The 13190-nt window shown below is 31.7% G+C and carries 15 protein-coding genes; all 15 read left to right on the forward strand.

The features are described 5' to 3' along the window. Positions 1-6 precede the first annotated feature (6 nt). Positions 7-579: an electron transport complex subunit RsxA gene (gene rsxA / locus V6137_RS03895; RefSeq protein WP_425446571.1), complete on the forward strand. Its 573-nt coding sequence runs from the start codon at positions 7-9 to the stop codon at positions 577-579. Between the two features lie 12 nt (positions 580-591). Further along, positions 592-1569: an RnfABCDGE type electron transport complex subunit B gene (locus V6137_RS03900; RefSeq protein WP_425446572.1), complete on the forward strand. Its 978-nt coding sequence runs from the start codon at positions 592-594 to the stop codon at positions 1567-1569. A 310-nt stretch (positions 1570-1879) separates the two neighbouring features. Next, positions 1880-2263 carry a NusG domain II-containing protein gene (locus V6137_RS03905; protein ID WP_425446573.1) on the forward strand — a complete coding sequence of 128 codons (384 nt, stop codon included), beginning with the start codon at positions 1880-1882 and terminating at the stop codon, positions 2261-2263. A 21-nt stretch (positions 2264-2284) separates the two neighbouring features. Beyond that, positions 2285-2794, forward strand: coding sequence for a Gx transporter family protein (locus V6137_RS03910; RefSeq protein WP_425446574.1), 510 nt, complete (start codon positions 2285-2287; stop codon positions 2792-2794). Between the two features lie 135 nt (positions 2795-2929). Then, positions 2930-3508 carry a Maf family protein gene (locus V6137_RS03915; protein WP_425446575.1) on the forward strand — a complete coding sequence of 193 codons (579 nt, stop codon included), beginning with the start codon at positions 2930-2932 and terminating at the stop codon, positions 3506-3508. 152 nt (positions 3509-3660) lie between these two features. After that, positions 3661-4356, forward strand: coding sequence for a RadC family protein (gene radC, locus V6137_RS03920; protein ID WP_425446576.1), 696 nt, complete (start codon positions 3661-3663; stop codon positions 4354-4356). Positions 4357-4383: 27 nt separating this feature from the next. After that, the gene (locus tag V6137_RS03925) at positions 4384-5412 is read left to right on the forward strand and encodes a rod shape-determining protein (protein ID WP_425446577.1); all 1029 of its coding nucleotides are present in this window, start codon (positions 4384-4386) and stop codon (positions 5410-5412) included. 12 nt (positions 5413-5424) lie between these two features. Next, positions 5425-6270 carry a rod shape-determining protein MreC gene (mreC, locus tag V6137_RS03930; protein ID WP_425446578.1) on the forward strand — a complete coding sequence of 282 codons (846 nt, stop codon included), beginning with the start codon at positions 5425-5427 and terminating at the stop codon, positions 6268-6270. Positions 6271-6282: 12 nt separating this feature from the next. After that, a complete protein-coding gene (gene mreD, locus V6137_RS03935; protein WP_425446579.1) occupies positions 6283-6783 on the forward strand; it encodes a rod shape-determining protein MreD in 501 nt (166 codons plus the stop codon). A gap of 11 nt (positions 6784-6794) precedes the next feature. Next, positions 6795-10130, forward strand: a complete 3336-nt coding sequence (locus V6137_RS03940) for a penicillin-binding transpeptidase domain-containing protein (protein ID WP_425446580.1) — start codon at positions 6795-6797, stop codon at positions 10128-10130. A 98-nt stretch (positions 10131-10228) separates the two neighbouring features. Then, on the forward strand, positions 10229-10861 hold the full coding sequence (gene minC / locus V6137_RS03945; RefSeq protein ID WP_425446581.1) for a septum site-determining protein MinC: 633 nt from the start codon (positions 10229-10231) through the stop codon (positions 10859-10861). 22 nt (positions 10862-10883) lie between these two features. Further along, entirely contained in the window at positions 10884-11678 is a 795-nt protein-coding gene (minD, locus tag V6137_RS03950; protein WP_425446582.1) for a septum site-determining protein MinD, read from the forward strand. Positions 11679-11696: 18 nt separating this feature from the next. Beyond that, complete coding sequence (gene minE, locus V6137_RS03955) at positions 11697-11981, forward strand: cell division topological specificity factor MinE (RefSeq protein WP_425446583.1); 285 nt, start codon at positions 11697-11699, stop codon at positions 11979-11981. Positions 11982-12000: 19 nt separating this feature from the next. Continuing rightward, positions 12001-12390: a methylglyoxal synthase gene (mgsA, locus tag V6137_RS03960; RefSeq protein WP_425446584.1), complete on the forward strand. Its 390-nt coding sequence runs from the start codon at positions 12001-12003 to the stop codon at positions 12388-12390. Between the two features lie 95 nt (positions 12391-12485). Continuing rightward, entirely contained in the window at positions 12486-13187 is a 702-nt protein-coding gene (locus tag V6137_RS03965; protein WP_425446585.1) for a peptidoglycan DD-metalloendopeptidase family protein, read from the forward strand. Positions 13188-13190: the final 3 nt, after the last annotated feature.

A 13190-nucleotide genomic window follows, 5' to 3' on the forward strand; every position in this document is an offset into this window, starting at 1 on the left:
TTATAGATGGAATTTTTTACGATTTTAGTAAGTGCCATCTTTGTAAATAACTTTGTACTTGCAAAATTTTTAGGAATATGTCCATTTTTAGGAGTTTCTAAAAAGGTAGAAACTGCCTTTGGAATGGGTATGGCGGTTACATTTGTTATGACATTGTCATCAATAATTACTTATTTCATACATCACTTTATTTTAGTGAAACTAGGTATAGAGTTCCTACAGACTATGGCCTTTATATTGGTTATAGCATCCCTTGTACAATTTGTTGAAATGTTTGTTAAAAAAGCAAGTCCTGGTTTATATGATGCCCTAGGGGTGTTCTTACCTCTTATAACTACAAACTGTGCGGTATTAGGTCTTGCTATATTAAATATACAGGAAGAATATACACTATTTAAAACAATAACCCATGCAGTTGGGGCTTCAATAGGTTTCTCTCTAGCTATAGTATTATTTGCTGGTATAAGGGAAAGGATAGCCCTTGCCGATGTACCGGAATCGTTACAAGGATTTCCTATTGCCTTAATAACTGCTGGATTAATGGCAATAGCATTTTTAGGATTCCAAGGACTTGTTTAGGAGGTGAGTGAAATGGTTGAAAATATATTATATCCCGTTGCAACACTAGGAGGACTAGGTCTATTATTTGGAGTAGGACTGGCAATTGCTTCTAGGGTATTTGCAGTGGAGGTAGACCCTAAGGTTGAAAAAGTTAGATTAGCTTTGCCAGGTGCCAATTGTGGAGCCTGTGGTTATCCTGGGTGTGATGCTTTTGCCGATGCTGTAGTTAAAGGAGACGCCCCAGTAAATGGATGCCCTGTAGGAGGAGCTAAGGCAACGGAAGAAATAGGTGAAGTTATGGGTGTAAGTGCAGATTCAGGAGAAAAAAAGGTGGCTAGGGTTATATGCCAAGGAACTGAATGTAATGCCAATGAAAAAGTAGAATATACAGGGATAAGTGACTGTAAAGCTGCGGCTATGGTACAAGGGGGAAGTAAGTCTTGTCAGTATGGATGTTTAGGTTTGGGTACATGTGTTGATGTATGTCCCTTTGATGCAATAGATATAGTAGATGGTATTGCAAAGATAAATCCTGAGAAATGTACAGCTTGTAATAAATGTATAGAGAACTGTCCAAAGGCAGTTATAGAAATGGTGCCATACGATCAAAAAGTGCACGTAGATTGTAATAGTAATGAATTCGGAAAAGATGTTAAGGTTAAATGTACAACTGGTTGTATAGGATGTCAGATATGTGTCAAAGCATGTCCATTTGATGCAATGGAATTTGATAACAAGCTGGCAAAAATAAACTATGATAAATGTACTAATTGTATGATATGTGCTGAAAAGTGTCCAACCAATGCTATTTGGGCAGACTTTGATAGTAGACAAAAAGCTGAAGTAATAGAAGATAAATGTATAGGATGTACGATATGTGCAAAGAAATGTCCTGTTGATGCTATAGAAGGTGAACTCAAAGGAGTTCATAAAGTAATAGAAGATAAGTGTATAGGATGTGGTCTTTGTTCAGAAAAATGTCCAAAGGATGCAATCAAGATGAAATAAAGAAAGCGGCCTAGCCGCTTTTTTTGTTTAAAGAATAAATACTTATTTAGAGAATAAAGAATAGATAAGGAAACCGTGGAATGAATTCCACACTACTAATCCTGTTGATGGGGGATTCGTAATCCCACGGCTCACCCTCCTTGCTCCATGCACTTTGCAATGAACAAAGAAGCATCGACAGCACCTTTGTTCTATTACTATTTGAAAAAATTGCAACTTGTAAATAGTAAGGGGAAATGGTAAACTTAGAATGTGTATAGTATGGCTTTATAGTCTTAAAGACAGTTTTATATAAAGAAGGATGTTATATATGACAAGATGGGATAAATATTTAATTATTTTTGTTTTAATAGCAAGTTTATTAGGACTATATTATGTAAAAAATGCCTTTGTTGATAATGGCATTAAACAAGTCAAAATCGAAGTTGATGGTGATGTCTACAAAAAAATCAGATTTGACTCCATCAAAAATAACAGATTTATAGAAATAAAAACTAAATTTGGATACAATAAGGTGGAAATATCCGATGATAAAGTTAGGGTGGTTGAGGCAGACTGTCCTGATAAACTAGATGTAAAACAGGGCTGGATAGAAAGGCCAGGAGAAGTTATAGTCTGCTTGCCTAATAGACTAGTTATTCAAATAGTAAGTGAAGAAGAAGTAGAAGAAGAATATGATTATATAAGCTATTAGCTAAAAAGAAAGAGTGAAATTATGACTAGGCTTCATAGATTAATTTTTTTATCGTTATTGATATCAATAGGACTGGTACTTAGTATTGTGGAATCTTCGATGCCAGTTCCATTTTTAGCACCGGGAGCAAAGCTAGGTTTAGCAAATGTAGTAACTTTAATTACACTTGTTATACTAGGTTTTAGGGATGCACTTATCGTAGGAATATTAAAAAGTATAACTTTTGTTCTTGCAACGGGAAGTGTTTCTAGTATATTTTATAGTTTAACAGGGGTTATTTTTAGTACTATTTTAATGTATATTGTCTATAAATATTTTTCAAATTATTTTAGTCTTATAGGGGTCAGTATTTTTGGTGCCATTAGTCATAACATTGGACAAGTTATGATAGCATCAATAATGATGGAAAATATCATGATTTTTTCTTATTTGCCTATAATGACTTTAATTAGCCTTTTTACTGGGTATTTTGTTGGTTTAGTATCAATTTTTGTTGATAAAAATCTTTCAGGCAGAATTTTCAAGCTATAGATTAAGTTTAGGGACACAATAACTATTTATTTTATTATTTTTTGGTGTTATAATTGATAATGATATAGGCAATGATTAAATTAATACTAAGTAAATTATTTATAATACAAGTACAATTTAATAGGTGGTATAAATATGAAAAAAATAGTATTGGCTTCATCTTCACCTAGAAGAAGAGAGCTATTAAGTGAATTTAATTTAGACCTAAATATAATAAGCAGTAATATAAAAGAAAAGATCAATATTACAGAAAAACCTGAGCAAGTGGCAATGACATTGGCATTTGAAAAAGCATACGATGTAGCTATAAAAATATCAGAAGAGAAAATCGTATTGGCTGCAGATACTATTGTAGTAAAAGACTTTATTTTAGGAAAGCCTAAAAGTGAATTAGAAGCATTTGAGATGTTAAGTAAATTAAATGGACAACAACATTATGTTATTACAGGTATTTCGCTAATTAATTTAAGTAAAGGAATTAAAGTAGTAGATTATGCCAAAACTATAGTGACATTTAAACAGTTACCAGAAAGTAAAATAAGAAAGTATATAAATACAGGTGAATATAAGGATAAATCTGGAGGATATGGAATTCAAGGAAAAGGATCTATTTTGGTGGATGAGATAGAAGGATCTTATTCAAATGTTGTTGGACTTCCATTATCTAAAGTGGAAGATTTGTTAGAAAGATATTTTGGATTTAGTTTGCTTTAAAATTGATAAAAAATAGTAAAGATTGGGTTGTATAGTTACAAAGTTACGATGTTACGAAGTTATATGATTAGTCTAAATATTAATTTATATTTAGTGTAACCTTGTAGCATCGTAACTTTGTAACAGATAACTTTTAATTATTTGGAGGACTTATGAAATCAAGATTAAGTTACACTATAAAAGATTTACCCAAGGATGAAAGACCTAGGGAGAAACTTCTTAAATTTGGTGTTAAATCCCTCTCAAATGCAGAGTTGCTAGCAATTATAATAAGAACAGGAAATAGAAGTGATACGGCCCTTGAGCTATCACATAAACTTTTAACAATGGATAAAAGGGGACTAGCATTTCTAACTGAACTGTCAATTGAAGAAATAACAAAAATAAAAGGTATTGGTAAGTGTAAAGCTTCCCAGATAATGGCCACCTTAGAAATGTCAAGACGGATTGCTTCTATTAAAGCTATTGATAAATTAAAAATAACCTCTCCTTCTGATGTTTCTAATGTCCTAATGGAAGAAATGAGATATCTTAAAAAGGAGTACTTTAAAGTAATCTTATTAGATACAAAAAATCAAATTATTTCAATAGAGAATATTTCAATAGGGAATCTAAATTCTTCTATAGTTCATCCAAGGGAAGTATTTAGTGTAGCTATAAAGAGGAGCAGTGCATCAATTATCTTAACTCATAATCATCCAAGTGGGGACCCTACCCCCAGTGGTGAAGATATAAATGTAACTAACAGAATAGTGGCTAGTGGCAATATATTGGGAATAAATGTATTAGATCATATTATTATTGGTGATGGAAATTATGTTAGTTTAAAAGAAAAGAATATACTATAGTGTAAGGAGTAAGGAGGAGCAGAAAATATGGGAATATTAAATATGTTTTCTAAAGATATGGGAATAGACTTAGGAACAGCAAATACACTTGTTTATATAAAGGGTAAAGGAATTATAATTAGAGAGCCTTCAGTGGTTGCTATACAATCAAATAATGAAGTGTTAGCAGTTGGAGAAGAAGGAAAAAGAATGATAGGTAGGACTCCAGGTCATATATATGCCATAAGACCATTAAAAGATGGTGTAATAGCTGACTTTGATGTAACACAAAGTATGCTTAAATACTTTATAAAAAAAGCATATCCTAAACGTTCGTTTGTACAACCCCGTGTAGTTGTATGTGTACCATCGGGAGTTACAGAGGTAGAAAAAAGAGCTGTGGAAGAAGCATCTATGCAAGCTGGTGCTAGAGAAGCATATCTAATAGAGGAGCCGATGGCAGCAGCTATTGGTGCAGGGTTACCTGTACAGGAACCTACTGGAAGCATGGTTGTAGATATAGGAGGAGGAACGACTGAGGTTGCGGTTATTTCCTTAGGAGGAATTGTTACAAGTAAGTCTATAAGGATAGCAGGAGATGAGTTAGACACAGGAATAGTACAATATGTAAAAAAAGAATATAGTTTAATGATTGGTGAAAGAACAGCAGAGGATATAAAAATTCAAATAGGTTCAGCTGATATGAAAAATAAGGAAGAAAAGATGAAGATAAGGGGTAGAGATTTAATATCTGGATTACCTAAAACTATAGAAATTACTTCATCAGAAATCTATGATGCAATGAAAGAGCCTGTTATGAATATTGTTGATGCTATTAAATATACATTGGAAAAAACACCTCCTGAGTTAGCTGCAGATATTATGGAATTAGGAATAATGCTTACAGGAGGAGGAGCATTATTAAATGGCTTAGATAGACTTATCAGAAAAGAAACAGGTATGCCAGTTCATATAGCTGAAAATCCCCTTGATTGTGTGGCTCTAGGAACTGGAAAAGCACTAGAAAATATAGAAACACTTAAGAAAATTTCAGGTAGTTCTAAGAAATTGGGGTAAGTTGGTGATAGGATGTCAATATTTAAAAAGTATGGAGGTAGAATGATAGTAGCAGCTGTTACTATCATTCTAATTATAATCATAGGAATAACGGCAGGAGGAAGAAGTAAAGTAACATTTGTTGAAAATATAGTGGGAAAATTAATAACACCTATTCAAGGATTTATTTATGATATAGGAGAATCAGTGTCTGGTACCTTTAACTCTATAACTAATTTATCAGATATTAAAAGACAAAATGCTAAGTTAGAAGAAGAGATAACTAAATTAAAAAAAGAAAATAGAACATATGAAGACATAATCATGAGAAAGGAGTATCTTAGAAAAGAAGCCATATTAAAAGATACTATTGAGTACAATTATGTAGAATCAGAAATTATAGGCAAAGACCCTGGCAATTGGTTTGATAAGTTCATAATTGATAAAGGTGCTAAAGCTGGAATAAAAAAAGGTGATGCTGTAGTACAAGCTGTAGAAGTAGAAGATGAAATTATTGAAGAAGGTTTAGTAGGTAAAGTTATAGAAGTAGGAGATGATTGGGCTAAAGTTATATCTATCATAGATGAAGGTAATAAGGTAAGTTATAAGGTACTAAGGACCCAGGATGGAGGAATAATAGCAGGAAGCATTAATGGAGAGATTACTGGATATTTATTTGACAATAAAGCGGAGGTAGTAAAGGGTTATAAAGTAGTGACTTCAGGATTAGGAGGAGTTTATATTAAAGATCTTTATATAGGGGAAATTGTAGATGTAACTAAGAATGATGATGACCTAATGAAAACTATAAAGCTAAAATCAGCAATAGACTTTAAACGATTGAATAAAGTTTTTGTTATAACTGATAAAAAGGAATAGAGGGGTAATATAGTGAATATTATTTTAATTATTTTAATAACTATTTTTAATTTTATTCTTCAATCTACAGTGTTTCAATATATAAGTATAAACGGTGTTATACCAAATACTACTCTTATATTTATAACGGTATTTGCATTACTTAAAGGGAAAAAAGTAGGTGCTCCACTGGGGCTGGGATTAGGGCTCTTACATGACATAGTTTTTAATGATGTTATAGGTATATATGCCCTATTGTATTTTATAGTGGGATATACAATTGGATTAATAGATAATAATGTATTTAAGGAGAATCCTTTAGTAGTTGTGGTGTTTACTGGTGTATCTACTATAGGATTTCAATTTATGTACTATATATTTATGTTTTTTTCTTCAATAGATATAGAGTTCATATATTTTATAAAAAATATTGTAATAGTGGAAGTCCTTTATAATTCAATTCTTTCTATACCTATATATAAATTTATATACAGTTTTAATAAAGGTGAAAAGCTTAAATTTGGAAGCAGATAGGAGAGGGAGAAATGAAGAAGTTAATTGAAAAGTTAAAAGATAGATATAATATACTGACTATTATTATTTGTTTTATAGTTTTACTTCTTTCCTTTAGATTAGCCACATTAACCATAGTACACGGTGATGAGCTTAGAAAGAAATCGGATACTAAGAGGTTAAAACAAGTATCTATAACTGCTCCAAGGGGTGAAATAAGGGATAGGTATGGTCGGCTATTAGCTACAAATAAGCCCAGTTTTACTGTACAATTATTAAAAGACGAATTGAGCAATGAAAGTGAGGAAAGAAATCAAATATTATTAGAACTTATGAGTATATTAGAAGACAATAATGAAAGCTATGTGGATCAATTCCCCATAGTATTTAATATTTTTCAATACAAGGACAAAGAGAAATATATACAAAATGATGCTTTACCAGAAGAAATAGTTATAAAAACTATTATTGATAATAAACTTATTGGACAGCTATTTAATATTTTTTATAACTATAAAGATGGTGAACATAACTTCAGTTATATAGCAGCGGACAAAGGAAAATTAATTTTGGAAAAAGAAGGGATAGAAGTCCCTATTAATATAAGGTTAGAAAATAATCAAGTTAATATAGAATTTTCCAAGAATAAAGACATTGATCTATGGAAAAAAGAAATGAAAATAGATGAAAAATTAAGTGCAAAGGATACTTTAACATATCTTATAAGTAAAGATAACAAAAATATTAGAAAATTAATGTCCAGTCCTATTTTTAGGAAATTAGCATTTGAATTTCTAAAGGGGAATGGGTATATAGATGATTTAAAACTAACTGAGTATGCTTTTCGATATGATGTGGACTATATAACTAAAAAAGTTGAGTTAATTAAGTCTTTGCCTAATATAGGAGTCACATTGGAATCCGATGCCAAAGACGACTTTATAAATATTGTGCTAAATACATCAATAAATAAATTGATCAGTGGTGTTTTTGAATCAGAAAATGGTGAAATAATCCCAGGGCAGAGTCTTATTACTAAATTAAAAGAAAAAGAAATAGATTTACCAATAATATATGAAATAGACCATGATAACAATAAACTAAAATTTAAATATGAAAGTGAGAAGTCGAAGGTACAGTTTTTAAAAAGGGAAAATTTAAATCAAGAGTCTAAGGCTGTTGATGCTTTGATAAGTGTCGGGGAAAAATATAATTTAATACAAGAAGTAATCTTTGAAAAAGATATAAAATATATAGCTCAGAGGGAAACTTTAAACTTTATTAATCCAGAGATATCGGTTAAAGAAGGGGTAGAATATACTACCATGGTTAATAAAAAGAACTGGTTAAAACAAAGAGGAATATCTGATGTAAAAAATGCAAAAGAAACTTTTAGAAAGGTTATGGAAAAGGAAAATATAAATGAAAATTTAAGTAGATATGAAGTTAGACATGTTTTAACTGCTAAAGAACAACTAAGAAAGCAAATATATAAAGCCTATGAACCTATTACTATATCATATGGAATTAGAGAAACTACTGTAGCAGAAATAGAAGAAAAGAATTTAGAACTTAAAGGTGTTAAAGTTTCTATAGAGCCTGTAAGATACTATCCTATGGGGGATTTGGCATCCCATTCTTTAGGCTATATGGGGAAGATAGCTACAGAGTCAGAGATTAATAAATATCTTAGAAACAGAAAAAATTATTCCCCCGATGATTTAATAGGTAAAACAGGTTTAGAGCAGAAGTTTGAGGAATATCTTAAGGGAGTCGATGGAAAAAAGAAAGTAGAAGTAGATGCCCTAGGAAACACTACAAAGGTTTTTAGTGAAGAAAAGGCTAAACCGGGAAATAATTTGTTTTTAACAATAGATGCGAACTTACAGAAAAAAGCAGAGGAATTATTGGAATACGGATTAAAAGAAATACAAAAAGGTGGAGTTTATCAAAGTAAGTGGGGAGATTATGACTATAGGGATACATTTGAAAATGCCACTACCGGCTCCCTTGTTGCTATTGATGTGAAAACTGGGGAAGTATTGGCTATGGCCAATTATCCATCATATGATCCTAACCTATTTTCCACTGGAATATCCTATGCAGATTATGAGGGTCTAAAACCGAAGAATGAAGAGGATCCATTGGCGCCTAGACCCCTTTATAATGTTGCAATGAAGACGGCTGTTCAACCAGGTTCTATATTTAAAATGATTACTGCCTTAGCAGGCTTAGAAAAGGGAATAGACCCCTATGCTAAATTATTGACAAGGGGATTTATAGAACTGGGAAACAGAACATTTGGTTGCTGGATTTGGAATGATCGGGGAGGTACCCATGGATACGAAAATATGTTTGAGGCTATTAGAGATTCATGTAACTACTACTTTTATACTATAACTACTAATCCTGGGGAAAGGAGAACAGGTAAAAATTTAGGGCCTGCAGTTACTTTACAAGACATACTAGATTTATCAAAGAAATTTGGATTAGATGAAATAACTGGAATAGAAGTTCCTGGAGAAGGAATAAGGGGAGTACCCAATCCCGAAACTAAAATTAGGATTAGTAAAAGGCGATTAAAAGGATATTTAAAAGAGAATCTACAGTATTATATCAAAGAAAATATAGATATGGATGATAAGGAATTAAATAAAAAAATTGAAGAGATAACATCTTGGGTTGGTTTAAATACAACACTTTCTAGAGCTGAGGTTATAAAAGGTTTAGATGAGTTAGGATTTGATGGTTTAAGAAAATTAGAAGGAAAGAATACACCTTTGGTAGATGTAATAAAGTATACCTATCTAAATTATTCGGGATGGAAACAGGGAGATACTTTAAATGTATCCATCGGCCAAGGTCAAAATGCCTATACACCATTGCAAATGGCTAGATATATCGCCACATTAGCTAATGGAGGGTATAAAAATACTGTTAGTATAGTTAAGAAAGTTGAAAGTTATAATGGAGGCAAAATTACTTTTGAACCTGAAACAGAATCTAAAAGGATACAGTTAAATAATTATGAAAATCTTGACTATATTAAGAAAGGTATGCTAATGGTAACTGGACAAGGTGGGTCTGCCTATGGAGCTTTTAAAGATTTTCCAGTAAAAGTAGGGGCAAAAACTGGTACAGCTCAGAACCTTTCCATGAACCCTATTACTGGAGAAGAGTATGATCCCTATGCATGGTTTGTAGCTTTCGCTCCCTATGATGATCCCCAGATAGCAGTATCAGCTATAATCTTTCAAGGAGGTCATGGGGGATATGCCGGTCCAATGGTTAGAGATGTGATAGCGGAGTATTTAGGACTTAATAATCAATATGAAAATATTACTTTTGGAAACAAACTAATAAGATAGTACTATCTTATTAGTTTGTCTTTTTTTAAAAATCAAGAAGGAATTATTCTTTATTTGAAGAAGTATTATTTAACAGCAATATCTATGGAGGTAGTAACATGGGAACGAATTTGATTACATTTAAAGGAAATGAAAAAGGAATATATGTTTATATTAAGAATGGTGATTTTAAAAAAATTAAATTAGAATTAGATGATATGCTGAATAAGTCAAAGGATTTTTTCAAAGGGGGAAAAGTAGTTAATTTTAAAGGTAGATCATTGTCCTTAGAAGAAAAATCTGAATTAAAATATATAATAAACAATAAATACGGTATTGCTGTAGAGGAAATAATAGAAAAGGATGATAACAAAGACAATGTAGAAGCTAATTATTTTTTTGAAGGAATAGAGGAAGGGAAAACCAAATTTGTTAGGACAACTATTAGATCAGGACAAAAAGTTGAATATGATGGCAATATTATAATACTGGGGGATATAAATCCTGGAGGAGAGGTTACTGCTAAAGGAAACATAATCGTTTTAGGGGTATTAAGAGGAATAGCCCATGCCGGTTGTGATGGGAATACCGAAGCAATAGTTGCTGCTTTTAGATTACAACCGACTCAGCTTAGAATAGCCGATTTTATTGCACGTTCCCCAGATGATGATGATATAATATCAAAATGGCCAGAATTAGCTAAAATAAAAGACGATATGGTGTTGATTGAACCATATTTACCAAAAAAATAAGAAATTGTAGGAGGTTAGATATATGGGAGAAGTTATAGTTATTACTTCTGGAAAGGGTGGAGTAGGAAAAACGACTACTACTGCTAATATAGGTACAGGTTTAGCCATGGAAGGGAATAAAGTTGTTGTTATAGATGCAGATATAGGACTTAGAAATCTTGATGTAGTGTTGGGATTAGAAAACAGAATTGTCTATGACATTGTGGATGTGGTAGAAGGAGTTTGTAGATTAAAACAGGGACTTATACGGGATAAAAGATACGATGGACTTTTCCTGATGCCAGCTGCTCAGACTAAAGATAAAACTGCAATATCACCAAAGCAAATGTATGAATTATGTGAGAAGTTAAAAGAAAAGTTTGATTATGTTATTATAGATTGTCCAGCTGGAATAGAACAAGGATTTCAAAATGCTATAGCTGGTGCTGATAGAGCCCTTGTGGTTACCACCCCTGAAATTTCAGCTGTTAGAGATGCCGATAGAATAATCGGACTATTAGAAGCTAAGGGGTTGAATGATCCGCTGCTTATCATTAATAGAATTAGACAGGATATGGTTAAAAGAGGAGATATGATGAACATAGAGGATATGACTGATATTCTGGCCATTGATTTATTAGGTATAGTTCCAGATGATGAGTCTATTGTTATATCAACCAATAGAGGTGAGCCTGCAGTTACAGATGAGAAAACCTTGGCAGGACAAGCCTTTAGAAATATAACTAAAAGAATTATGGGAGAAGAGGTTCCCTTATTAAATCTAGATGTAGATGAAGGGATGCTGTCGAAGTTTAGAAAGTTAATTTTTGGGAAATAATAAAAAGGAGGAGTAGAGTTGGATTTTTTCAAGATTTTTGGGAAGAATGATAATAGTAGTAAAAACAAGGCAAAAGAAAGGTTAAAGCTTGTGTTAATCCACGATAGAGCAAATATTTCTCCTCGTTTTTTAGAAATGATTAAGGGAGATATGATAAGGGTAATATCCGACTACATGGAGATTGATGAACAGGGATTAGATATTAAATTTACAAGAACTAAGAGAGACAGTGATAATACACCAATACCTGCATTGGTTGCTAATATACCTATTATAAAAATGAAGGATAAGGATTTAGAATAATTTTACTAGGAGGCGGCCGATGAATATTGCATTAGTAGCCCACGATAAAAAGAAAAAAGACATAATTAATTTTGCTATAGCATTTAAACATATACTTAAGGAGCATAGATTATATGCTACAGGAACCACAGGTAGAGTTATAGAAGAGGCAACAGAACTTAACATTAAACGATTTTTATCTGGCCCTTTGGGAGGAGACCAACAGATCGGAGCTCAAATAGCAATGAATAATATGGATATAGTTATCTTTCTTAGAGATCCTTTAACAGCCCAACCCCATGAACCAGATATTTTAGCATTAATGAGACTATGTGATGTTCATTCCATTCCCTTAGCCACAAATATAGCCACAGCAGAGCTGTTAATTAAGTCAATGGCAAGAGGAGATATGGAGTGGAGAAAGATTTAAAAAAATAACACCTAAGGGATTAGGTGTTATTTTTTTGGAATAAACTAATAGATAAATAAATACAAATATAATAAACAAGTAAGTAGGTGATATATTTGTCTATTAGGAAAAAATTTAGAAGGGAAAGTAAGGGTTTTAAGGTTAATAGAAGGCATAGCAATAGCGAAAAGGAAAAAAACTTTTATAGACAACAATTTAAAAAACTCTTAATTAGTATAATTATTGTTTTGTTTATTATAATTATAAAAAAATTTGATACAGAGCCAACAAAGAAAATTATAAAGATAGTGTCAAATACTCTTAATTATAATATGGATATAAAAGAAGATGGTAAAAAAATACTAGACTATGGCAAGCATTTATCGGGAATATCAGATAAAGTTATATCTATTTTTAAAGTTAAAGAGGAAGAAGAATATATTTTCCCTGTTAATGGAAAAATATATGAAAAGTTTGGTAAAGAAAAGAAAAGTAATGGTGTAACAGTATTTCATAAAGGGATTAGTATATTAACTCAGCAAAAAGAAGTTTTATCAATGGACAAAGGAAAAGTTATAGAGGTAGGGGAAAATAGGTTAATTGGAAAATTTGTAAAAATTCAACATGGGGGCTTTGAAGCCGTTTATGGATATCTTCATAGGATAAATGCTATAGAAAGTCAAAATGTAGATAAAGGAGAAAAAATAGGAGAAATAAAAGATGAGGGGAAAAAAATTTTATACTTAGAAACTAGGAAAAAAGGTAAGGCTGTGGACCCAATGACAATACTAAGTAATATAACAACCTATGGACTATAATAA

This window comes from Dethiothermospora halolimnae (assembly GCF_037577855.1).
GTDB lineage: Bacteria > Bacillota > Clostridia > Tissierellales > VENL01 > Dethiothermospora > Dethiothermospora halolimnae.

Excerpts from the sequence above, each read along its gene's own strand:
- rsxA (WP_425446571.1), top strand. The coding sequence starts at position 7 with ATGGAATTTTTTACGATTTTAGTAAGTGCCATCTTTGTAAATAACTTT.
- V6137_RS03900 (WP_425446572.1), top strand. The coding sequence starts at position 592 with ATGGTTGAAAATATATTATATCCCGTTGCAACACTAGGAGGACTAGGT.
- V6137_RS03905 (WP_425446573.1), top strand. The coding sequence starts at position 1,880 with ATGACAAGATGGGATAAATATTTAATTATTTTTGTTTTAATAGCAAGT.
- V6137_RS03910 (WP_425446574.1), top strand. The coding sequence starts at position 2,285 with ATGACTAGGCTTCATAGATTAATTTTTTTATCGTTATTGATATCAATA.
- V6137_RS03915 (WP_425446575.1), top strand. The coding sequence starts at position 2,930 with ATGAAAAAAATAGTATTGGCTTCATCTTCACCTAGAAGAAGAGAGCTA.
- radC (WP_425446576.1), top strand. The coding sequence starts at position 3,661 with ATGAAATCAAGATTAAGTTACACTATAAAAGATTTACCCAAGGATGAA.
- V6137_RS03925 (WP_425446577.1), top strand. The coding sequence starts at position 4,384 with ATGGGAATATTAAATATGTTTTCTAAAGATATGGGAATAGACTTAGGA.
- mreC (WP_425446578.1), top strand. The coding sequence starts at position 5,425 with ATGTCAATATTTAAAAAGTATGGAGGTAGAATGATAGTAGCAGCTGTT.
- V6137_RS03940 (WP_425446580.1), top strand. The coding sequence starts at position 6,795 with ATGAAGAAGTTAATTGAAAAGTTAAAAGATAGATATAATATACTGACT.
- minC (WP_425446581.1), top strand. The coding sequence starts at position 10,229 with ATGGGAACGAATTTGATTACATTTAAAGGAAATGAAAAAGGAATATAT.
- minD (WP_425446582.1), top strand. The coding sequence starts at position 10,884 with ATGGGAGAAGTTATAGTTATTACTTCTGGAAAGGGTGGAGTAGGAAAA.
- mgsA (WP_425446584.1), top strand. The coding sequence starts at position 12,001 with ATGAATATTGCATTAGTAGCCCACGATAAAAAGAAAAAAGACATAATT.